A 20,461-nucleotide genomic window follows, 5' to 3' on the forward strand; every position below is an offset into this window, starting at 1 on the left:
CCGCCGCCATAGCCGCCGCCACCGAAGCGATCGCCGCCACCGCCATAGCCGCCGCCGAAGCTATCTTCGCCAAAGCCGTCGCGCTTGTCCTTGCCGCCGCGCTGCCCGCGCCGCCCTCGATCGAAACTCATGCCGTCAAAATCTTCCCGATTCGCCCCTGTCATCGCATTCGTGGGCGCCGGGCAAGCGCACGCGAACCTTACAGCGCGGCAGGTTATGCCAAGCCAAAATCGGCCCATACAGAAGTTTCGTCCACACCGCGAGCGCTTTCGGTGATTCCATGGTGGGAAATCATCCGCGGCATTGAGCGATCTGTTCGCTGCGCCTATCTGGCCCGAATGACGGTTCATTTACACGAAGAAGATTTGCCCGCCGGCATCCTGGCGCCAGGCCCGGTCGCGGTGGATACCGAGACGATGGGACTTAACACCCATCGCGACCGCCTGTGCCTGGTTCAGATCAGCGACGGCGGCGGCGACGAGCATCTGGTGCGCTTCGCCCCCGGCAGCACGTTCGCCGCACCCAACCTGCGCGCGGTGCTGGCCGATCCGGAGCGGCTGAAACTGTATCATTTCGCCCGTTTCGATCTGGCGGCGGTGCGCCATTATCTCGGCGTGGTGGCAGCGCCCGTCTATTGCACCAAGATCGCATCGCGACTGATTCGCACCTACACCGATCGCCACGGGCTGAAGGAGCTGGTGCGCGAGTTGCTGGGCATCGAGATTTCCAAGCAGCAGCAATCCTCGGATTGGGGCGCAACCGAGCTGAGCGACGCGCAGAAGGATTATGCCGCGTCCGACGTCCGCTACCTCCACCAAATGCGCACCATCCTGAACGAGCGGCTGGTGCGGGAGAACCGCATGGCGCTGGCGCAGGCCTGTTTCGACTTCCTGCCGGCCCGCGCCGAGCTCGACCTGGCCGGCTGGCCGGACGTCGACATTTTCGCGCATATGTGATCGCATGTCGCAGCTCGCCGAACAGCAACGGATCGAACGACGTCGCTGGGCGGCGGCGGGCAGCAGCCATGATGGGCTGATCGCGACGATGCGCATCATGCTGCCGATCGCGGTCGGCGTTCTGTTCGCCTTTCTGGCGTTCGCGCCGCTGGCGGTAGGCCGCGACATCAGCTTCGTCCTGTCCAAGGATCGCGTGGATGTGGCGAGCGAACGGCTGCGCGTGACACGGGCCTCCTATCGCGGCGACGACAAGAAGGGCCAGCCGTTCGTGCTGGATGCGGGATCGGCGGTGCAGCAGAATTCGCGTGTGCCGATCGTCCACCTGCAGACGCTGAACGCGAAGATCCAGCTGAGCGACGGCCCGGCGACGATTCGCGCGAATCGCGGACGCTATGACCTGAATACGGAGAATATCGCGATTGACGGGCCGGTGCGGTTCGACAGCAAGGGCGGCTATCACATTACCACCCGCGACGTACTGGTCGACATGAGCGAGCGATTGGCGCGCAGCCGTGGGCCCGTGACGGGCACGATGCCGCTCGGCACCTTCTCTGCCGACATCATGCGCGCCGATCTGGAACGGCGCATCGTTCATCTTGATGGTCGCACCCGCTTGCATATCGTTCAGGGCCAGTCCAGAGGCGCGCGATGACCCGTGCTTTGGCCCTGCTTGCGCTCGTCGCGCTGACCGGTTCCGCGTCCGCCCAGGGGCTTTCCGCGCTCAAGGGCCATGACAGCAATGCCCCGATCGACATTTCTTCCGACCACCTGGAGGTGCAGGACCGCGCCGATCGCGCCATCTGGGTCGGCAATGTCCATGTCATCCAGGGCGACATGACGATGGATGCCGCCCGCATGACGGCGAGCTACACGCAGTCGCAGACGCCGGGCGGCAATCCCCAGATCAACCGGATCGATGCATCGGGCGGCGTGACCGTGGTCTCGCCGACGGAGCGCGCCAAGGGCAGTTTCGGCATTTACGACGTCAACCGCCGGCTGATCACGCTGATCGGCAACGTGTCGCTGGTGCGCGGCGCCAATACGGTCAACGGGGCGCGATTGGTGATCGACATGAATACCGGGCGGGCGACGGTGGACGGCAATTCTGTGGACGGTGGCAATACCAGCCGGTCCGGCGGCCGCGTGACCGGGCATTTCACAGTGCCCCAGCGCACGACCGCGGCACCGGCAAACGGCACCAAGACCCCACCCAAGTAGAGGCTGTGTGCGGCGCAGTCGGCGATCGCAGTGCGGCGCCGCTTTACTGCAAGAAACTTGCCGTTTCGCTTCGTCGATGCTTGCGGTAACCGGGCAGGCGCTATTGGAAGAGCGAGCATGAACGAAACCGCCATTATCGAACCCCAATCCTGCACGGCCCGCAATGCCGACGGATGCGGCCTTTCGATCGTCTCGATCGCCAAGGCCTATGACAAGCGCCAGGTGCTGCACGACGTCAGCCTGGATGTGGCGCGCGGCGAGGTCGTCGGTCTGCTCGGCCCGAACGGCGCCGGCAAGACGACCTGCTTCTATTCGGTGATGGGCCTGGTGAAGCCGGATGAGGGCCGCATCCTGCTCGACGGCAACGACGTCACGTCGCTGCCCATGTATCGCCGCGCGATCCTCGGGCTGGGCTATCTGCCGCAGGAAACGTCGATCTTCCGTGGCCTGAACGTCGCCCAGAATATCATGGCGGTGCTGGAAACGTCGGAACCGGAAAAGGCCGCGCGCGAGAGCCGGCTGGAAGCTCTGCTCAGCGAATTCCATCTGGAGCGGCTGCGCGATGCGCCCGCCATGGCGCTTTCGGGCGGCGAACGGCGCCGCTGCGAGATTGCGCGCGCGCTTGCGGCATCGCCTTCGATCATGCTGCTGGACGAGCCGTTCGCGGGCATCGATCCGATCTCGATCAGCGATATCCGCGATCTGGTGAAAGATCTGAAGCGGCGCGACATCGGCGTGCTGATCACCGACCATAATGTGCGCGAGACGCTCGATATCGTCGATCGCGCCTGCATCATCTATGACGGCCGCGTCCTGTTCCAGGGCAGCCCGGCCGAGCTCGTCGCCAATGAGGAGGTGCGCCGCCTCTATCTCGGCGAGAGCTTCGCCCTCTAGGGCCACCGCCTCGCGCCGATGAGCCTCGCCCCGCGCCTGGACCTGCGCCAGACGCAGTCGTTGGTGATGACGCCGCAATTGCAGCAGGCGATCAAGCTGCTGGCGCTTTCCAACCTGGAGCTGGAAGGCGTCATTGCCGAGGAGCTGGAGAAGAACCCGCTGCTCGCGGCAGGCGGCGACGATGGCGAGCCGCCACAGGCCGAAACCAGCAGCGAGGCCAATGGCGACGGCGAGCCGCTCTCCGCTGATCGCCTGATCGAGAGCGGCGATGCGCAGGCCGACGCCCCGCTGGACGTCGATTATGACGTCGAGACCTTCCACCACGATAGCGTGAACGACACCGGTAGCGGCGCCGGCGGCCAATTGGGCATGGACGGGCTGAGCGGTGCCGGCCCCGAAGACGGGCCGGACATGGATGCGCTGGCGGGCGAGGCGCCGTCGCTGCGCGACCATCTGCTGACGCAGGCGGGTGAGGTCCTGGACGGGGTTGGGCTGACCATCGCTGCGCGGATCATCGATGCGATCGACGAGGCGGGTTATCTGGAGCAACCGCTGGAGGAATTGGCCGAGGCGCTGGGTATCCCGGTCGGCGATGCCGAACAGATCCTGACCGTCGTGCAGAACTTCGATCCGACCGGCGTCGGCGCGCGTAACCTGGGCGAATGCCTGGCCCTGCAGGCGAAGGAGGCGGATCGCTACGATCCCTGCATGGCGGTGATGCTCGCCCATCTGGACATGCTGGCCAAGGGGCAATTGGCGCAGCTACGCCGCATGTGCGGGGTCGATGAGGAGGATTTCGCGGACATGATCCGCGAACTGCGCACCTATGATCCCAAGCCGGGCTTACGCTTTGGTGGAGAACGCGCGGCACCGGTATCGCCCGACATCTTCATCGCCCGCACGCGCGCCGGCTGGTCGATCGAGCTCAACAACGCCACCCTGCCCCGCCTGTTGCTGGATCGCCGTTATTATGGCGAGCTGGCGGCGGGGGCCCAGGACAAGAATGGCAAGGCGTGGCTGGCCGATTGCCTGGCCAGTGCCAACTGGCTGATCAAGGCGCTGGACCAGCGCGCCCGCACGATCGTGAAGGTCGCGACCGAGATCGTGAAGCAGCAGGAGGCCTTTTTCGTGCAGGGCGTCGCGCATCTGAAGCCGCTGACGCTGCGCACCGTGGCGGATGCGATCGGCATGCACGAATCGACCGTCAGCCGGGTCACGTCCAACAAATATCTGTCGTGCGAACGCGGGCTGTTCGAGCTCAAGTACTTCTTCACCAGCGGCGTTACCGGCGGCGACGGCGAAGGCGTGTCGGCCGAAGCGGTGAAGAGCCACATCGCCAAGCTGATCGCGGAGGAAGGCCGCGATGTCCTGTCCGACGACAAGCTGGTGGAGATACTGAACGCGCGCGGGTTCGACATCGCGCGGCGGACGGTCGCCAAATATCGCGAGGCGATCGGCCTCGGCTCCTCGGTCCAGCGACGGCGGCAGAAGGCACTCAGCTAGCCACGTCGCGCCCGTTAGCGAGGAGCCAGCAGCGCGCTCAGCGTATCGGGGCGATCAGCGATCCGTTCGAGCCGCGGGTAGCGCAGGCTGCCCGTATAAGTGATGATCCGCTCGGACCGGCGGCCATCCTGATCGACGCTCAGGACGAGCGGACGCGACGCTGCCGTGCGGATCGCTGCCAGCAAGGTCTCCCGTTCAAATGGCGCGCCGTTGACCGTCAGGATCGTCACGCCCGCACGCAGGCCGGCGCGGAAAGCCGGGCCGTTCCATGCCACGCTTCGGACGACGCCCTTATCGTTCACCGCCAGACCGATCGAATAGGACAGATCGGCAACGCCGGCCTCCTCCTCGCTCGCACGGAAGGCGGCGGTGGGCATGTCGGTAAAGATCAGGCGCCAGCCATGGCGCGTGAGACCGACCATCGTATCGACCTCCTCATGCCCATCGAGCCAGGCCCGCAAGATGCCGGACCAATCGCCCGGCGCAACGGCATTCAGCGTCTGGCAGAGATCGTCGAACGTATAGGTGCGGGTTGGCGCATCGGGCGTGGCGCCGGCGAAGAACAGGTGCGCGAAATCATCGATGCCGCGGCGGCCGCCGCTGCGCGCGCGCAGCTCGGCATCGACCGCCAGCCACAGCATCACGCCTTCGGAATAATAATCCCGCCGCCGCTGCCAATCCCGCCACGGTACCGCCTGGCGCAGCATGAAGCTGGGATAGTTGACGTCGTCCGCCAAGGGCCGCCAGGCGCGGCCTGGCCGGCGGGCGACCTCGGCTGCTTCGACCGCCAGGCGATCGCGCAACTCGGCCGGCGTGAACTGGCCCGCCCGGGTGGCGAGCACGCGCCCCCAGAATTCGGTCTGGCCCTCATAGACCCATAACAGGCTGCCCGCGACCGGCACGTTCGGCGTCGGCGCCCACAGGTCGGCGGGCATGCGATAGAAGCCGTTCCAGGCATGGACGATTTCATGCGCGATCAGATCACGGTTGAGGATTTCCGCCGGCCAATCGCGGAAATGCGTGGAAGCGAGACCATTCTCGCTCGACGCGCGATGCTCGGTACCGCCGGCGGAACCATCGTCGCTGAGCCGCGCGAGAATGGAATAGCGCGCGAAGGGCGTCGGCCCGAATACGGCGCGCATCTGCACGATCAGCCGCCGCAACTCCGCCGCCCGCTTCGGCGGAACCACCAGATCACCAGGCCGCAGCGCAACCAGATCGAGCGTCACCGCGCCCTGCCCCGGCGCGGTCAGCGGCAACGCCTGCGTATAGCGACCGGCGAGCACAGGCGCGTCGAGCAGGGCGTCCAGCGCGGTCTGGCGGAAGCGGATGGTCTCCCCATCGGTGCGCTCGGCATCCAGTGCGGTGAAGGCGCGCAGCCCTGTCGGCAAGACCAGGGACGCCGCCACCGGGATATTCCGCGCATAATAGCCGGCCGGATAAAGAATGAGCCGCTGCCACGGCACGGCAACGATATCGGGCGTCAGCAGATCGCCGCCCGCGACCATCTGAAACCGCACATCGATGGCGCGTGTGCCGGGTGGAGTATCGAAGTGAAAGCCATGCGGCTCGTACGGATCGCGGCGCCAGGCGATCGGCTTGCCGGCCGCGCTGATCGTCAGCCCGGCCAGATCGGTGACGGTGATACTGGGGCCGTGGCTTGCCGCTTCCCAGCGCGGATAGAGCAAGGTCATGGCGCCCGCCTGCGTTACGGGAATCTGCTGCTGCACGGTGAAGATGCGGTGTGCGATGTCGGTCGCGTCGACGTGCAGCGCGATCGCACCAGCAAAGCCATGATCGACCGGCGGTGGGATGTCGGACTGGGGCACGGCGTAAACCGGGCCGGCGGAGGGCTGCGCGGCCACGATCCCGGCAAAAACGGACGCAACGAGCGGCATCAGAAGTCGAACGCGCCGATCCGCCACGTAATTTCTCCAGCAAGGGGCGGCGGGCCTCTACCGTGCGCGCGGAGCCTGCGCCAGCAGGCCTGCCGCCTGATCGCTACAACAAGGTTCCGGAGAGGATTGCGAGCGCGATCGAGAAATAGATGACGAGGCCGGTGACGTCGACCAAGGTGGCGACGAACGGCGCCGACGCGCTGGCGGGATCAAAGCCGAGCCGTTGCAGCACGAAGGGCAGCATCGATCCGGCAATCGAGCCGAAGGTGACGATTCCGACCAGCCCGGCGCCGACCGTCGCCGCGATCAGCATCCAGTGCGGGCCATAATCGTAGAAACCGAGCTTCTGCCAGGCGGCGATACGGACGATGCCGATCACGCCCAGGATCATGCCGAGCACGAGGCCAGCCGGCAGTTCGCGCATGGCAACCCGCCACCAATCCCGCAGCCGCACCTGCCCCAGCGCGAGTGCGCGGATCAGGAGCGAGGTCGCCTGGCTGCCGCTATTGCCGCCCGAGCTCATGATCAGCGGGATGAAAAGGGTAAGCACGACTGCGCGCTCCAGCTCCGTCTCGAAATGCTGCATGGCGCTGGCGGTGAGCATTTCCGACAGGAACAGCACGCTCAGCCAGCCAGCCCGCTTGCGGATCATCGCGAAGAAGCCGGTTTCCAGATACGGGCGATCCAACGCTTCGACGCCGCCGAATTTCTGCGCGTCTTCGGTATGTTCGGCCACGAGCGCGTCGAGCACGTCATCGACCGTGACGATGCCGAGCGGCCGGCCGACATCGTCGACCACCGGCAAAGCCAGCAGATCGTGACGGCGGATCAGATCGGCCACCTCTTCGCGATCCATGTCGGGCGGCACCGTTACGGGTCCACGCCCGCGCGCGAGATCCAGTGCAGGCGAGGCTGGATCGGCGGCGATCAGGCGTCGGAGCGAGACGGTGGCGACCAGCCGATCGTCGCCATCGATCAGGAACACCGAATAGATGGTCTCGCGGCTGCGCTCGACAGTCCGGATGTGATCGAGCACATCGCCCACGCTGGCATCCGCCGCGCAGGCCACATATTCGGTCGTCATCATGCCGCCGGCGCTATCAGCCGGCCATGCCAGCAGCCGGTGCAGCGAATGCTGTACCTCCGGCGTCAGCGCGGCGAGGATGGGGGCCGCCGCCTCCGGTTCCATGGCGGAAAGCAGGTCCGCCGCGCGATCCTCCGACATTTCCGCGACGAGATGCACCGCACGCGGCAGAGGCAGCAGCGCCACCACATCCGGGGCGGCGGTAAATTCGGGCCGGTCGAGCGCGCCAACCGCACGAACATCGGGCATGTGCGCAAGAGCGGTCGCCGCCTCGGCGCGCGGCAGGGCCTGCAGCATCTCGACCACATCGGCAAGGTAGACGCCGCGCTTGTCGCGCCGGAAACCGGCGGCGACGCCGGCAGTCAGGCTAGTCATCATGGTAACACCTCATCGTCCGCACGACCCTGCGGACGACAGCCAGTGCGAACTAGCGGACGACCACGGGGCGTGCGGCCCTACTGGAACTGTCGCTGGACATGTTCTCGCTTCCTGGATCGACGCAGGACTCTGCGCCGCAAAACCATGTGGCCCCGGGCCCCGCGCCAGTCAACCGCGACGTCCCTGCGAGACGTCACCGCGCAGCCCGCCCCGCACCCGGTTTGACACCGTCTGTGCATCATGGTGGGTTGGCACCGATTGGGGGAGGAAGCCTGCATTGATACCGTCGAACGCGCGTCGAAGAACGCTGATAATCCGCGTGATCGGCGTCGGCGGGGCGCTACTGTTCGGCCTCGTGCTGGCATTGGCATCCTTGTCGCCCCTTAGGGTCGAGCAGGCAGCGCGCGGCTTTATCGAACGCCAGATCGAGCGGCAGGTGTCGGCCAAGATCGGGGGCGTTCAGAACACGCTGGATGGAACAAGGCTCGGCCGGCTCGCTAGAACGCTATCTGCTCGGCATGGCGAGGAGATAGGGGCGCTACAGGCGCAATTAGGCGCAGAACTCAAGCCCCGCATCAAGGCGAGCGTCGCGCGCTTGCAGGATCCGCAGTGCGCCTGCCGCGCTTTTCTGCTGCAAAGCCTGGCCCTTTCCGGCAGCCTGCATATTCCCGAGATGGATCGTGCGGCACCGCAGCTCCAGCGCATCATCCTAGGCGAATATGGCGCGATCGTCGGCGATCTGCTGAACGATCTGCGCATCTTCGCCGCGACGAATATGATCGCCTTTCTCGCACTGCTTCTGCTCTCCGCGCTGAAGCCCCAACATATTGAGCCCTTGTTCGTGCCGGCCATGCTGCTGTGCGTCGCAACGATCGGGAGCAGCACAATCTACCTGTTTGGACAGAACTGGTTCTTCACCATCCTGTATGCGGATTATACCGGATACGGCTATGCGGCCTGGCTGGTGCTCGTCTTCGGGATGCTGTGCGACATCGCGCTCTTCAAAGCGCGGGTTGCGCGCGCTATCGTGCATGGCCTGTCCAGCATCGTCTCCGTCCTGCCCTGTTGAGCTTTCCTGCCCCTTGGGACAGCTGCGTGGGCTTAATCTTTGACGGCTGCATCGATCGTCCGAGGTGAGTTCGGTCGTTCGGTTGCAAGATGCGCCAGTTTGTCGGGATTGCGGACGATGTAGATGGTCGTGATCCGGTCGTTGTGGATGTCGAGGGCGGTGGTCTGCAGGATGCTGCCCCGATCGATACTGATATAGCCCGGCAGCCCATCGATCCTGGCGATCCGGACGAGCGTGGGCAAAGGCGCGTTCTTGCGGCGGAGGCTGGCGAACAGGCGCAATGCGCGATCGATACCGCGCACGATCTTGCGGAAGGCGATGACCTTGCCGCCACCATCGGTGTGGATGGCGACGTCCTGCGCCAGCAAAGCGGACAATTGGGCCGTATCGCCATCGCGCGCGGCGACGAAGAAGGCGCGGGCGATCCGATCGGCTTCGTTTGCGGGCACGGTGAAGCGCGGTCGCGCGGCCTGAACATGCTTGCGCGCCCGCGACGCAAGCTGGCGTACGGCAGCGGGCTCCCGGTCCAGCGTCACGGCTACGTCGCGCAAAGGGACATCGAAGACGTCGTGGAGCAGGAACGCCGCCCGTTCGAGCGGTGACAATCGCTCCATCGCGAGCATGAGCGTGACGGTGATGTCGTCCGCAGACACCGCGTCGGGTTCGGTCTTGCCCACTATCGGATCGGGCAGCCACGGCCCGACATAGGTTTCGCGCCGCGCGCGCGCCGACTTCAGCCGGTCGAGACAGAGGCGCGTGACGATGCGGGTCAGATAGCCGGCCGGGGTATCGATGTCCCCTTCGACGCGCTGCCAGCGCAACCAGGCGTCCTGTACGATATCCTCTGCCTCGCTGAACGACCCCATCATCCGATAGGCCAGCCGCGCCAGACGGGCGCGTTCGGCCTGAAAGTCGGCGGTGCGCTGATCACGTGGCGACCGAGATTCGTCTTCGTCCGGACCGGATTTCTTCACTGCCAGCATCCCCAGGGCGGTCGAGCAGACGACGCGTCACGCCCGCTGGATGTGACATGGAGAAGCAGCGATCCATCATTTTTCGAGCCACATGTCACGTCGGTTCGTCCCGGCTCGTCAAGGCTGCGGGCGCCGATCGGCGGCGCTCTTCGACGAGGAGGTCTCCCATGAGCGAGCACAGCAGGCTGATCTGGAATGACGTTGCGCCCGAAGGTGCCAAGGCGCTGTTTGGCATCCACCATTATCTTATGACCGGCACCAATCTGCCGCAGGAACTGATCCATTTGGTGTTTCTGCGCGTCTCGCAGATCAACGGCTGCGCACATTGTATCGACCTGCACAGCCGCGATCTGCTCAAGACGATGTCGGTCGAAAAGCTTGTGCTGGTGCCGGTGTGGGAAGAGGTTCCGCACCTCTTTTCGGATCAGTATCGCGCGGCGCTGGCGTGGGCGGAGAGCGTGACGCGGGTGAGCGAAACGCATGCACCCGACGCGGACTATGCTGCTGCTGCCGCCGCATTCGCGCCTAAGGATCTGGTCGACCTGACTATCGCGATCGCGACCATGAACGCGTTCAATCGGCTGGGCGTGCCTTTTCGCCTTCCCGTAAAGGCGCAGGCCTGAGGGCTGCGGGCACCATCGCGCCTTCCATTTTCCAACATTCAGGAAATTCGATCATGGCCTCCAAGCCTACCCTTTCGCGTACACCCGAGGGCATCGTCCCTGCGCTGCTTCAGCATTTCAACTCGATGGACGTCGACATCATGTGCGGGTTTTACGAACCTGACGCCATCCTCGTCAGCCCCGACGGTACGCCTAATCGCGGCATCGCGGCGATACGCGCCGAACTGTTGAAATATTACAGTGTCCAACTGCCGATGGTGATCATCGCTCGCCACATCTTCGTCGCGGACACGATTGCGTCGCTGGTGCTGGACTGGAATATTGTCGGCAGGACCCCGGCCGGCGAAGACGTTCATATGGTCGGGACGGCGAACGATATCGCGCGGCGCGGCACGGACGGCTATTGGCGATATCTGATTGACAATCCCTTTGGAACGCAGGTGCGCGGCCTGGCCTAGCCCAGGCGCGGGGACCGGCTTCCTTGCCTCAATCGGCAGGCACTTCACCATGTGAGGCTTTCGGAGCGCCGGGCAGCCGCCTAGATGCGGCGGGCAATGAGCAATGTTCGGAGCATGAACCGGCAGGCGCGGCTGTTGGCGCTGATCGCATCCTGCGCGGGGCTTGCCCTGCTCGGCGGATGCGGCGTCGCGCCGCCGGTTCGTTCGGCCGCATGCATGCCGGCGCTGACGCCCGTGTCGTCGGAGGACGGACAGACGCATGGGCTACGGCTGTCCGTTCTGACGTACAATATCGAAGGCCTGGGCTGGCCGGCGCGCAAGAATCGCGGGCCGCAACTGCGCGAGATCGGCAAGCGGCTGGACGCGCTGCGCCGATCGGGCCGAGGGCCCGACATCATCCTGTTTCAGGAGGTGTTCAGCAGCGCCGCCAAGCGGGCAGCCGATGCGAGCGGCTATGCGGCGCTCGCCGCCGGCCCACGTCGGACCACGCGGGCCAGCGGCGACACGCTACCGCCGCTGCCGGGCAAGAGGATGCTGTCGGAACTCGGGATCCATCTGGCGGGCAGCGGGCTGGTGATCGCGTCGCGCTTCCCGATCGTCGCCCAAGCGGAACAGGCTTATGGTCCGCGCGCGTGCGCCGGGCGCGATTGCCTGGCCAACAAGGGCATCATGCTGGCGCGGATCGCGCTGCCCGGCCTGCCGGTGCCGCTGGACGTCTACAACACCCATATGAACTCGCGCGGCGCCTCCGGCGCGCCGGAGGCCCGCCATGTCGCCGCACATGAGCGGCAATCGCTGGCGGCATCGCGCTTCATCGACCGCACGCATGACGATGCGGCGGCAGTCATCTTCGGCGGCGATTTCAACATGCGCCATTCGGAAGAAAGGTGGGAGAATTTCACGCGCTATCAGGCGCTGACCCTGGTCCACGCGACCTGCGCCGATCCGCGCGGCGGGTGCGATGTGCGGATGTCGTGGGACGGCGACGCGCCATGGCTGGACACGCAGGATCTGCAATTCTTTGCGGGCGGCGAAACGGCCAATGGCGTCGTTCCGGTGGATATTCGTCCGGTGCGGGTGGAGGCGATGTTCGACGGGAGCCCGCACAGTCCAAAGCTTTCGGACCATGACGGCTTTCTGGTGACGTACGAGCTTATGTGGCGGGGGTTAGTGCAGCCACCGTCGCGTGAATTGCCGATATGCGGCGGTTCACGGTGAGGCGGATGGAGACCCATTTCGCGCGCGCACTGGAGCGAATCGACACGCGCCGCGAACGCCGCACGCTGACAGCGAGCACGCCGGACGCTGGTGCGCGGCTGGTCCGGGGCGGAGCAGCGCTCATCGACTTTTCCAGCAACGACTATCTGGGCTTGTCGATGCATCCGCTGCTGATCGAGCGGTCGGTGCAATGGGCGCAGACGCTGGGTGCGGGCGCCGGTGCATCGCGCCTGGTGACGGGCACACGCGAGGCGCATCTGGCGCTGGAACGGAAGATTGCGGCGTTCAAGGGGACGGAAGCCGCTTTGCTGTTCCCATCCGGCTGGCACTGCAATGCAGCGGTGTTGGGCGCGTTGCTGAAGGCCGCCCCGGAGACGCTGCTGTTCAGCGATCGGCTGATCCATGGCAGCCTGCATGCCGGGGCTGCCGGCCATCGCCAGATCCGCTTTCGACACAATGATCTGGACCATCTGGAGGCACTGCTTGCCGACTATCCGGATCATGATGGCCCCAGGCTGATCGTCACGGAAAGCGTGTTCAGCATGGACGGCGACCGCACCGACCTGTCGCGCCTCGTGCAGATCGCCCGCGCGCACGATGCCTTCCTTTATCTGGACGAAGCGCATGCCACCGGCGTGCTCGGACCGGACGGGCGTGGCCTGTCCGCCGCGCTGCCGGGGCAGATCGATCTGGTGATGGGCACGTTCAGCAAGGCATTTGGATGCTTCGGCGCCTATGTCGCGGGATCGCAGCTGCTGATCGATTACCTGATCAATGCCTGCGGCGGCTTCATCTTCTCGACCGCGCCGCCGCCGGCGATGCTGGGCGCGATCGATGCCGCGCTCGATCTGGTGCCGGGTATGACGGCTGAGCGCGCGCGGCTCGCTACGCTGGCCGATGGCCTGCGGGCACGCCTCCAGGCAGCCCGGATCGATACGGGCGCCAGTGCCACGCAGATCGTGCCGGCAATCGTCGGCGATGCGTCGACGGCGCTGGCGCTGGCCGACGCCGTTGCAGCCAACGGCATGCTCGCCGCCGCGATCCGCCCGCCGACGGTGCCGGCGGGCACAAGCCGGCTGCGCATCGCGTTGCATGCTACACATGACGAGGCTGATGTCGAACGGCTGGCCGACACGATCATCGGGCAGCGCGCGTGAACTTGCTGTTCCTGCACGGCTGGGGCTTTGACGCGTCCGTGTGGGACGGACTGCGGCGCGCGCTGGCGCCGCTGGAGACGATCACGTGGGATCGCGGCTATTTCGGACAGCCAATCACGGCGCCGGTTACCGGGCCAACTATTGCGATCGGCCATTCCCTCGGCAGCCTGATCTTGGCCTCCAAGCTGCCGCCCGGCTGCATCGGCCTGATCGCGATCAACGGCTTCGATCGCTTTGTCGGTGATGGTGCCGTCCCGTTGCGGGTGATCGATCGCATGCGATACCGCTTTGGCGACGCGCCGGGCGAGGTGCTGAACGCCTTTCGTGCCCGCGCGGGCGCCGTTGCTGTGGACGGCAAGATCGACCGCGAGCGTCTGGCCGACGACCTCGATCTGCTCGCGACCGGCGATGTGCGGGGAGCGGCGCGTCCGCGGCTGGTATTGCAGGGAGACGAAGATCCGATCCTGCCGCCGGAGATGCGCGAGGCCGTTTTTTGCGGGGCGCCGCGCGCGACATTGGCGGGCGCGGGCCACCTGCTGCCGCTTACCCATCCCGATTGGTGCGCGGCCCAGATCCGTGCGGTGCTGCCATGAAGGTCGCCACCGCATTCGACCGGGCGACGGACTATGATCGCCATGCCATCGTCCAGCGGCATGTCGCGGCGGGGCTGGCCGATCGAATCGCAACCTTGCCGCTGCCGGAGCGCCCGCGCCTGCTGGAACTTGGCTGCGGTACCGGGCTGTTGGGGGAGATGCTGCTTGATCGCTTGCCCGGTGCACGCTGGCTGATGACGGACATCGCGCCTGCGATGATCGGCCGCGCGCAAAAGCGCTTCGCCGACCGCGCCGACGTGCGCTTCGCGATCATGGATGGGGAGCATCCCGATCAGGCCGGGCCCTTCGATCTGATCTGCTCCAGCCTGGCTGCCCAATGGTTCGGCGACCTGCCCGGCGCGGTGACGCGTTTGCGTGCGCGGCTCGCCCCGGGCGGCAAGCTCGCCTTTACGACGCTCGCTGCGGGCAGCTTTGCGGAATGGCAGCGCGCCCACGGCGACCTGCCCTGCGGCATCCACGCTTATCCGTCTGCCGACGCGCTGCGCGCGATCGGGCTGAAGGTGAGCCTGGAAACGCGCGTGCTGCATCATGCCGATGCGCGCGATTTTCTGCGCGGCCTGAAGGCGATCGGGGCGGGCACGCCCCAGCCTGGCCATCGACCGCTCAGCCCCGCCCAGTTGCGCACCGTCATGGCGCGCTTCGAGGAGGAGGGCGCCACCGCGACCTATGTCGTCGCCACCTGCCTGGGAGAGCCATGATCCGCCTGATCGTTACCGGAACCGATACCGGCATCGGCAAGACCATCATGTCCGCCGCCATCGCCGCCGCGACGGATACGCCCTATTGGAAGCCGATCCAGTCCGGCCTGGCCGACGGCGAGGATGCCGACGCGGTCGCCGCACTGGGCGTGCGGCAGATCCATCCGAGTGCCTATCGCCTGACCGCTCCCCTCTCGCCGCATCGCGCCGCCGAGTGTGACGGGATCACCATCGATCCCGACGCCATCGTCCCGCCGGAGGGGCCGCTGGTGGCCGAGGGCGCCGGTGGCGTGCTGGTGCCCGTGACGCGCGACCTGTTGTTCGCCGACCTCTTCGCGCGCTGGAACATGCCGGTCGTGCTCGCAGCGCGGACATCGCTCGGCACGATCAATCACAGTCTGCTGTCGATCGAAGCCTTGCGCGCCCGCGGCGTGCCGATCCGGGGTATCGCCTTCATCGGCGATGCCAATGCCGACAATGAGGCGACGATCGCCGCAATCGGCAAGGTGCGGCGGCTGGGCCGGCTACCGTGGCTGGATCCGCTCGATGCCGCCAGCCTGGGACAAGCCTTTGCCGACGGCTTCCGAATCGAGGATTTCATGCAATGACGTCACCGGTCTGGCACCCTTTCACCCAGCATGGGCTGAATGAGCCGATACCGCGCGTCACGCAGAGCGAGGGCGCGGCGCTGTTCACGACCGACGGGCGGCGTATCATCGATGCGATTTCGTCCTGGTGGGTCACGACCCATGGCCACCGCCACCCGCGCATTGTCGCCGCGATCCAGGAACAGACGGCAAAGCTGGACCAGATCATCTTCGCCGGTTGGACCCATGAACCGGCCGAGACCCTCGCGCAACGTCTGGTCGAGATGATGCCTGCCCCGTTGGCGCACGTCTTCTTTTCCGATTCGGGCTCCACCTCGGTGGAGGTGGCGCTGAAGATGGCGCTCGGTTACTGGCTTAACCGGGGCGAGCCGCGCCACCGCATCCTGACGCTGGAGCATGGCTATCATGGCGATACGGTCGGCGGCATGTCGGTCGGTGCGCGCGGCGTTTATAACCAGGCATATGCGCCCTTATTGTTCGACGTCGGCGCGCTGCCCTTCCCGATCGGCGATGGCCAGAACACGCTCGACGCGCTGGACGCGGCGTGCCGGGAGAAGCCGGCGGCGCTGATCGTCGAACCGCTCGTGCTGGGTGCGGGCGGCATGTTGTTCTACGGGCCCGCAATCCTGGCCGAGATGCGCAGGATTTGCGCAGCCGCCGGCGTGCTGTTTATCGCAGACGAGGTGATGACCGGCTGGGGCCGCACCGGCACCCTGCTCGCATGCGATCAGGCCGGGGTCGTGCCGGATATTCTATGCCTGTCGAAAGGGCTGACCGGCGGCGCCATTCCGCTCGCCGTCACGATGGCGACGCCGGAGATATTCGAGGCGCATCGATCGACCGACAAGGCGAAGATGCTGTTCCATTCGTCCAGCTACACGGCCAACCCGATCGCCTGTGCGGCGGCCGTCGCCAATTTGGATATCTGGCGGGACGAACCCGTGCTGGAGCGCGTGGATATACTTGGCGCGCGCCAGCAGGCGCGGATGGCCGCGCTGCCGCATGTCCGCAACCCGCGCGTGTTCGGCACCATTGCAGCGTGCGAGATCGGGCCCGGCGATGGCAATTATCTGGCGACGATCGGTCCTGCCCTGGCGGCGCATTTTCGCGAACGCAACCTGCTGGTCCGGCCGATGGGCAATGTCGTCTATGTGATGCCGCCTTATTGCATCGATGAGACGGATCTCGACGCAATCTACCTGGGCATTGCCGAAGCGGCGGCGCGGTTTCAGGCGTAGGCGAATTTGACGACGTTTCAGAGGTCTGCGGCAGGCGGCAACGTCTATCATTCAGCTGGCCTGCGCTAAGCGCGAAGCGGAGCCAGCATGTGAGGACGTCTTGCCGATACACCTAGCCAGAATGCCAATCCTGATCATGGGTGCCGCAGCCGCCACGGCCGCCGCCGCCAGCGCCGACACATCGCCGCAACCGGGTGGCGTCTACCGGCTGAAGCCCGGCATCTATGTGCGCAAGGATGTGGCCTGCAACACCGCGCCGAACGCGGTCGTGCGCTATTATGATGGGCGGGGCATCAACAGTGCGCACAGCCGCGCCTGCCGTGCGCGGATCCTGTCGCGGAAGGGCAATCGCTACGAGGTCAGCCAATCCTGCATCGATGCCGGCGCTGGCCCGGCGCCACGCGTCACCGAACGCCAGACGGTCACCGTGCCAGACGCGCTGACCTTCACGTTGAAGACGCACGGCAAGGGCAGCACCTACGGCTACTGCCCCGCTTATATGCTGCCGGCCGGGCTGCGCGGGTTTGTACGGTGAGGGGCGCTCTTCCTTCCTCCCTGGCGCTGCTGGCGATGCTGGGGCTCAACGCCTGCGCGCCGATGCCGCATCCGGGATCGGCCGCGACCAGCGGCGAGACGATAACCGTCGCGGTCGGCCCCTGCTTCGGTTTCTGCCCGGTCTACAGCACCAGCGTCGCGCCGGATGGCACGGTTCGCTTCGAAGGGCAGCGGCATACGGCAGTGCTGGGCGAACGCGCGCGCATGGCCGGCATGTCGACCTATCGCCGTCTCGCGCGCGACCTCGCGCCCTTCCGTCCCGCAGACGGCACCGAGGCGACGATCGACTGTAGCGCAGCCGTCACGGATACTTCGCCTTACATCATTACGTGGACCGACCCGGCCGGACGCAAGACGAGCGCGACGGTACAAAGCGGCTGCCCGGGCGGCGCCGGACAGGCGCTGGTGCAACGCTTGCGCGCGCTTCCGGGCCAGCTCGGCATTGCCGATTGGGCCAAGCAAACCACCCGGCCCGGCGCTTCACGCGGCTGACCCGTGACCCGCGCCACGCATCGTTCAGGCTGGGCCGGCCAAGAATAGCCAACAAGGATATAACGAGGATAACGCGATGAGGATGAACAGGATCGGCGCAACGCTGGCATTGCTGGGGCTGGGCGCCTGTGCCTCGACTGGCACCCGCCATGGTGGCGGGGCGGCAACCTGCCAGGCCGAGGCGGCCAAGGCGCTGGTGGGCCAGGCTGCGCCCGATGATCGCCAGATCCTGCGCCGCACCGGCGGCAGCATCGTGCGCCGCATCGCGCCGGGCGACATGACGACCAAGGATTACCGGATCGAGCGCGTGACCGTAACCGTTGCCGACGGCCAGGTGGTCGAAGCCTATTGCGGCTGACGGAATGCGCCAGAGGGAGCGCACGCCGCTGCAACCATAAAGTCGCCGGGCGTTTACACGCGATATGCCGGACAATTTCCCTCCGCCGAATAGACGACAGCCGATGCCGGGGACAGCGGCATGACCTGGTTCGCCATGGAACAGGCGTTGGACCGTCGCCATGCTGCGGCCCAGGCTGCTTTCGCGACCAAGGATATTGCCACCTACCATGGTCTGTTCGGCGTCGCGCTCCGCTATCGCCAGATCGACGGCACCACGATCAGTCGTGCCCAACTGATGCGCGATGTCGCGGCGCAATTCGCGAGGATCGACCGCGCCACATCGCGCTTCACGCGCGAGGCGCTGCGCGTGACCGGCGATGAAGTCTGCGAGACGCTGGTTCAGACCGCCACCGTGGAGACGAGGGCCTTCGGCTTCCTGCGTCGTATCTGGACGATCGAGCGTCGCGGAAATTATTTTTGGGCGGTTGAAGACAAGGAATTGCGGATCATCCGCGTTGACGTGCTTAGCGAAAGCATTTCGGCGAGCATGACCTTAAAACGATAGCCAATCTGGAGTTTTTAATCTTAAACGATGCTTCCATGATAGACTTGACCCATCTTGAGAGTCTGACTTAGCCTTCTTGCCGGGGAATCATCGGGGAAGCATCATGATTTCGCGTGCCGGGATCTTCGTCGCGATCGGATATCTGGCGGCGTTTGGCACCGCCGCCGACGCCAGGGACCTGCTCACAGACTATACGCTGCTGACGGTGCCGCGGAGCACGCTGCCGATCGGGGCCAGATGGATCCCGAATGTCGGCCCAAGCGGCAGCGGCGCCACCAACAATGTCACGATCGCGCGCGGCAGCGACAGCACCAGGATCGATGCCACCACCAGGCGTAACCTGTCCCTCAGTTTGGCCAATTTGCTGGGGCTTGGTGCCTCATCGCTGGATCATACCGACGTCGAGCTTTCCGGTGTCGAAATCTATCGCGTCGACGATCTGACCAAGCTCAACATCCGCCCAGGCGAGCAGGTCTTGTACGAGGGCATCAAGGCAAAATCGATCAAGCTCAGGCTGAACCAGGTCGCGGCCGATCAGGTCTCGGCCAACGCAGCGGTCCACAAGATCCCGGTGTCGCTCGGCGGATCATCCGGCAGCGAGCGCGCCGTGACGATCGACGGATCGGATCTGTTCATCGCCTATAAGGTGGTGGAAATCGGCGCGCCGAAAATGGCGGAGGCCAAGGTCTACCACCAGGGCGAGCCGGTCATCGTCGCGGGCGCCTATCGCTTCCAATTCTGCCGCTGCCTGCCGGACGATGGCGTTCGTGTCACGGTGGCGAACATCCTGACGCCACGTCCCGACGGATCGTTCGAGCAGGCGCATTACACGCTGAAGGAAGGACCGAACAACTGGATCGAAGTGCCGCTGCCGGCCCGATCCGAAGGTGCCAAGTGGACCGCGGCCTCGGCGACGGTGCGCTATAACGGACTGCATCCAATGCCGGGCGTGACGAAGGACGGGCAGCCCGTCGCGATGCGCTACTTCACGAAGAAAGAGAATGTCATCACGCTGCGCACGGTGACCAGCCAGATCAAATCGGTTAGCAGGCCTTCGGGCACGCTTTGAGACCGCCTTCCACGACTGACGGGGTTTAGAGCCTCAGCGCGGCCGCGCGCCGGTCTGCCCGCGTCCGGTCGCGGCCCAGTAGATGCCGCCGAGCAGGTGCTGCAGATAGCGATCGTCGCGATACATGTCGGCAGTGTGGCCAAGCAGGGTCACGAACACCCGGCCTTTCTCATAGGCATGGTACCAGGCCTCAGGATGGTTCCGGCCCATCGGCTTCCCCACTTGGCCCGGCCAGATCCTGGTCGGATCATAGCTCGCTTCGTCGACGTTCAGCACGGGGCTGATCTTGACGCCGAAGGGATCGTTTGTGACATAATATTCGTCGCTCCAGATCCAATGATCGGGCAGGCCGAAGGCGGCAGGAAAGCCCTTGTCGACCACGTCGATCACCGCCGTCTGGATCATCGGATGGTTGATGAAGGACCGACCGACCATTTTCTCGTACCAAGGCCAGGCATTGGCCGGGATGATGGCGGCGCGATGCACGACGATGGCGTTGCCGCCGGCGCGCATATACGCTTCGAAATGGCGGCGCTGCGTGTCGCTCAGTTGCTCCGCAGGCGTGTTGAGAAACATCACCGCGGCATAGGGGCGCAGGTCGCCGTCGAACACGGCCGGATCGCTCGTGAAGGTCATGTCGAAGGCGTGAAGCCGCGCCAGTTGCTGCAGGCTGTCGCGCGCGACCGGGATATATTCATAATGATATTTGCTGGGCGTCGCGATCACCAGCAGCTTGAACTGGCTATCTGCCCAGGCGGCGGCGGGCGTCACGATGCACAGCAGGGCCGCAAGCAATCGCACGATGGCCTTCATAACGCTTCGCTCCTGAGGATTCCGCGTGCTGCTGTACCGG

23 protein-coding genes are annotated in these 20,461 nt (G+C 65.6%); 19 read left to right on the forward strand and 4 right to left on the reverse strand.

Going from position 1 to position 20,461, the window contains the following annotated elements; translation table 11 throughout:
* Positions 1-338 precede the first annotated feature (338 nt).
* The 5 genes from ACOJSI_RS06535 to rpoN all read left to right on the forward strand — a co-directional run bounded on the left by ACOJSI_RS06535 (position 339) and on the right by rpoN (position 4,571).
* Positions 339-956 carry a ribonuclease D gene (locus ACOJSI_RS06535; RefSeq protein WP_420137458.1) on the forward strand — a complete coding sequence of 206 codons (618 nt, stop codon included), beginning with the start codon at positions 339-341 and terminating at the stop codon, positions 954-956.
* A gap of 4 nt (positions 957-960) precedes the next feature.
* Positions 961-1,608: an LPS export ABC transporter periplasmic protein LptC gene (gene lptC / locus ACOJSI_RS06540; RefSeq protein ID WP_420137459.1), complete on the forward strand. Its 648-nt coding sequence runs from the start codon at positions 961-963 to the stop codon at positions 1,606-1,608.
* Positions 1,605-2,174, forward strand: a complete 570-nt coding sequence (locus tag ACOJSI_RS06545; RefSeq protein WP_420137460.1) for an LptA/OstA family protein — start codon at positions 1,605-1,607, stop codon at positions 2,172-2,174. Before lptC ends, ACOJSI_RS06545 begins: the two co-directional genes overlap by 4 nt.
* A 117-nt stretch (positions 2,175-2,291) precedes the next feature.
* Positions 2,292-3,068 carry an LPS export ABC transporter ATP-binding protein gene (gene lptB / locus ACOJSI_RS06550; RefSeq protein WP_420137461.1) on the forward strand — a complete coding sequence of 259 codons (777 nt, stop codon included), beginning with the start codon at positions 2,292-2,294 and terminating at the stop codon, positions 3,066-3,068.
* 18 nt (positions 3,069-3,086) lie between these two features.
* Positions 3,087-4,571, forward strand: a complete 1,485-nt coding sequence (gene rpoN / locus ACOJSI_RS06555) for an RNA polymerase factor sigma-54 (RefSeq protein WP_420137462.1) — start codon at positions 3,087-3,089, stop codon at positions 4,569-4,571.
* Positions 4,572-4,585: 14 nt separating this feature from the next.
* Here rpoN and ACOJSI_RS06560 read toward each other — a convergent pair whose 3' ends face one another.
* Positions 4,586-6,469, reverse strand: a complete 1,884-nt coding sequence (locus ACOJSI_RS06560) for a peptidase M61 (protein ID WP_420137463.1) — start codon at positions 6,467-6,469, stop codon at positions 4,586-4,588.
* Between the two features lie 103 nt (positions 6,470-6,572).
* Positions 6,573-7,928, reverse strand: a complete 1,356-nt coding sequence (gene mgtE / locus ACOJSI_RS06565) for a magnesium transporter (protein ID WP_420137464.1) — start codon at positions 7,926-7,928, stop codon at positions 6,573-6,575.
* A gap of 280 nt (positions 7,929-8,208) precedes the next feature.
* On the opposite strand from mgtE, the gene ACOJSI_RS06570 reads away from it, so the two are divergent.
* A complete protein-coding gene (locus ACOJSI_RS06570; protein WP_420137465.1) occupies positions 8,209-9,000 on the forward strand; it encodes a hypothetical protein in 792 nt (263 codons plus the stop codon).
* Between the two features lie 32 nt (positions 9,001-9,032).
* On the opposite strand, the gene ACOJSI_RS06575 is transcribed toward ACOJSI_RS06570, so the two are convergent.
* Positions 9,033-9,974, reverse strand: coding sequence for a sigma-70 family RNA polymerase sigma factor (locus tag ACOJSI_RS06575; RefSeq protein WP_420137466.1), 942 nt, complete (start codon positions 9,972-9,974; stop codon positions 9,033-9,035).
* Between the two features lie 167 nt (positions 9,975-10,141).
* On the opposite strand from ACOJSI_RS06575, the gene ACOJSI_RS06580 reads away from it, so the two are divergent.
* The 13 genes from ACOJSI_RS06580 (at position 10,142) to ACOJSI_RS06640 (ending at position 19,608) form a co-directional block, all read left to right on the forward strand.
* Positions 10,142-10,597 (forward strand): carboxymuconolactone decarboxylase family protein, encoded by a 456-nt coding sequence (locus ACOJSI_RS06580; RefSeq protein ID WP_420137467.1) that lies wholly within the window; start codon positions 10,142-10,144, stop codon positions 10,595-10,597.
* 53 nt (positions 10,598-10,650) lie between these two features.
* Entirely contained in the window at positions 10,651-11,055 is a 405-nt protein-coding gene (locus tag ACOJSI_RS06585; RefSeq protein WP_420137468.1) for a YybH family protein, read from the forward strand.
* Positions 11,056-11,151: 96 nt separating this feature from the next.
* On the forward strand, positions 11,152-12,273 hold the full coding sequence (locus ACOJSI_RS06590; protein ID WP_420137469.1) for an endonuclease/exonuclease/phosphatase family protein: 1,122 nt from the start codon (positions 11,152-11,154) through the stop codon (positions 12,271-12,273).
* Positions 12,270-13,430 carry an aminotransferase class I/II-fold pyridoxal phosphate-dependent enzyme gene (locus ACOJSI_RS06595; RefSeq protein WP_420137487.1) on the forward strand — a complete coding sequence of 387 codons (1,161 nt, stop codon included), beginning with the start codon at positions 12,270-12,272 and terminating at the stop codon, positions 13,428-13,430. The genes ACOJSI_RS06590 and ACOJSI_RS06595 overlap by 4 nt, the downstream gene beginning before the upstream one ends.
* The gene (locus ACOJSI_RS06600) at positions 13,427-14,023 is read left to right on the forward strand and encodes an alpha/beta fold hydrolase (protein ID WP_420137470.1); all 597 of its coding nucleotides are present in this window, start codon (positions 13,427-13,429) and stop codon (positions 14,021-14,023) included. Before ACOJSI_RS06595 ends, ACOJSI_RS06600 begins: the two co-directional genes overlap by 4 nt.
* Entirely contained in the window at positions 14,020-14,742 is a 723-nt protein-coding gene (locus ACOJSI_RS06605; RefSeq protein WP_420137471.1) for a methyltransferase, read from the forward strand. The genes ACOJSI_RS06600 and ACOJSI_RS06605 overlap by 4 nt, the downstream gene beginning before the upstream one ends.
* Positions 14,739-15,350 (forward strand): dethiobiotin synthase, encoded by a 612-nt coding sequence (bioD, locus tag ACOJSI_RS06610; RefSeq protein ID WP_420137472.1) that lies wholly within the window; start codon positions 14,739-14,741, stop codon positions 15,348-15,350. Before ACOJSI_RS06605 ends, bioD begins: the two co-directional genes overlap by 4 nt.
* On the forward strand, positions 15,347-16,588 hold the full coding sequence (locus tag ACOJSI_RS06615; protein WP_420137473.1) for an adenosylmethionine--8-amino-7-oxononanoate transaminase: 1,242 nt from the start codon (positions 15,347-15,349) through the stop codon (positions 16,586-16,588). The genes bioD and ACOJSI_RS06615 overlap by 4 nt, the downstream gene beginning before the upstream one ends.
* 121 nt (positions 16,589-16,709) lie before the next feature.
* Positions 16,710-17,123, forward strand: coding sequence for a hypothetical protein (locus ACOJSI_RS06620; protein WP_420137474.1), 414 nt, complete (start codon positions 16,710-16,712; stop codon positions 17,121-17,123).
* The gene (locus ACOJSI_RS06625) at positions 17,120-17,635 is read left to right on the forward strand and encodes a DUF6438 domain-containing protein (protein WP_420137475.1); all 516 of its coding nucleotides are present in this window, start codon (positions 17,120-17,122) and stop codon (positions 17,633-17,635) included. Before ACOJSI_RS06620 ends, ACOJSI_RS06625 begins: the two co-directional genes overlap by 4 nt.
* A 76-nt stretch (positions 17,636-17,711) precedes the next feature.
* Positions 17,712-17,993, forward strand: coding sequence for an I78 family peptidase inhibitor (locus ACOJSI_RS06630; RefSeq protein ID WP_420137476.1), 282 nt, complete (start codon positions 17,712-17,714; stop codon positions 17,991-17,993).
* Between the two features lie 120 nt (positions 17,994-18,113).
* Positions 18,114-18,539: a DUF4440 domain-containing protein gene (locus ACOJSI_RS06635; RefSeq protein ID WP_420137477.1), complete on the forward strand. Its 426-nt coding sequence runs from the start codon at positions 18,114-18,116 to the stop codon at positions 18,537-18,539.
* A gap of 103 nt (positions 18,540-18,642) precedes the next feature.
* A complete protein-coding gene (locus tag ACOJSI_RS06640; RefSeq protein ID WP_420137478.1) occupies positions 18,643-19,608 on the forward strand; it encodes a hypothetical protein in 966 nt (321 codons plus the stop codon).
* A 33-nt stretch (positions 19,609-19,641) separates the two neighbouring features.
* Here ACOJSI_RS06640 and ACOJSI_RS06645 read toward each other — a convergent pair whose 3' ends face one another.
* Positions 19,642-20,421, reverse strand: a complete 780-nt coding sequence (locus ACOJSI_RS06645; protein ID WP_420137479.1) for a ThuA domain-containing protein — start codon at positions 20,419-20,421, stop codon at positions 19,642-19,644.
* Between the last annotated feature and the right edge of the window lie 40 nt (positions 20,422-20,461).

Origin of the sequence: Sphingomonas sp., assembly GCF_048595155.1 — a bacterium.
In the GTDB taxonomy this organism is placed as follows: Bacteria; Pseudomonadota; Alphaproteobacteria; order Sphingomonadales; family Sphingomonadaceae; genus Sphingomonas_I.

Bases quoted from the DNA above. Each gene is read 5' to 3' on its own strand.
- ACOJSI_RS06535 (WP_420137458.1), top strand. From the start codon at position 339: ATGACGGTTCATTTACACGAAGAAGATTTGCCCGCCGGCATCCTGGCG.
- lptC (WP_420137459.1), top strand. From the start codon at position 961: ATGTCGCAGCTCGCCGAACAGCAACGGATCGAACGACGTCGCTGGGCG.
- ACOJSI_RS06545 (WP_420137460.1), top strand. From the start codon at position 1,605: ATGACCCGTGCTTTGGCCCTGCTTGCGCTCGTCGCGCTGACCGGTTCC.
- lptB (WP_420137461.1), top strand. From the start codon at position 2,292: ATGAACGAAACCGCCATTATCGAACCCCAATCCTGCACGGCCCGCAAT.
- rpoN (WP_420137462.1), top strand. From the start codon at position 3,087: ATGAGCCTCGCCCCGCGCCTGGACCTGCGCCAGACGCAGTCGTTGGTG.
- ACOJSI_RS06560 (WP_420137463.1), bottom strand. From the start codon at position 6,469: ATGCCGCTCGTTGCGTCCGTTTTTGCCGGGATCGTGGCCGCGCAGCCC.
- mgtE (WP_420137464.1), bottom strand. From the start codon at position 7,928: ATGACTAGCCTGACTGCCGGCGTCGCCGCCGGTTTCCGGCGCGACAAG.
- ACOJSI_RS06580 (WP_420137467.1), top strand. From the start codon at position 10,142: ATGAGCGAGCACAGCAGGCTGATCTGGAATGACGTTGCGCCCGAAGGT.
- ACOJSI_RS06585 (WP_420137468.1), top strand. From the start codon at position 10,651: ATGGCCTCCAAGCCTACCCTTTCGCGTACACCCGAGGGCATCGTCCCT.
- ACOJSI_RS06590 (WP_420137469.1), top strand. From the start codon at position 11,152: ATGAGCAATGTTCGGAGCATGAACCGGCAGGCGCGGCTGTTGGCGCTG.
- ACOJSI_RS06605 (WP_420137471.1), top strand. From the start codon at position 14,020: ATGAAGGTCGCCACCGCATTCGACCGGGCGACGGACTATGATCGCCAT.
- bioD (WP_420137472.1), top strand. From the start codon at position 14,739: ATGATCCGCCTGATCGTTACCGGAACCGATACCGGCATCGGCAAGACC.
- ACOJSI_RS06615 (WP_420137473.1), top strand. From the start codon at position 15,347: ATGACGTCACCGGTCTGGCACCCTTTCACCCAGCATGGGCTGAATGAG.
- ACOJSI_RS06620 (WP_420137474.1), top strand. From the start codon at position 16,710: ATGCCAATCCTGATCATGGGTGCCGCAGCCGCCACGGCCGCCGCCGCC.
- ACOJSI_RS06630 (WP_420137476.1), top strand. From the start codon at position 17,712: ATGAGGATGAACAGGATCGGCGCAACGCTGGCATTGCTGGGGCTGGGC.
- ACOJSI_RS06635 (WP_420137477.1), top strand. From the start codon at position 18,114: ATGACCTGGTTCGCCATGGAACAGGCGTTGGACCGTCGCCATGCTGCG.
- ACOJSI_RS06640 (WP_420137478.1), top strand. From the start codon at position 18,643: ATGATTTCGCGTGCCGGGATCTTCGTCGCGATCGGATATCTGGCGGCG.
- ACOJSI_RS06645 (WP_420137479.1), bottom strand. From the start codon at position 20,421: ATGAAGGCCATCGTGCGATTGCTTGCGGCCCTGCTGTGCATCGTGACG.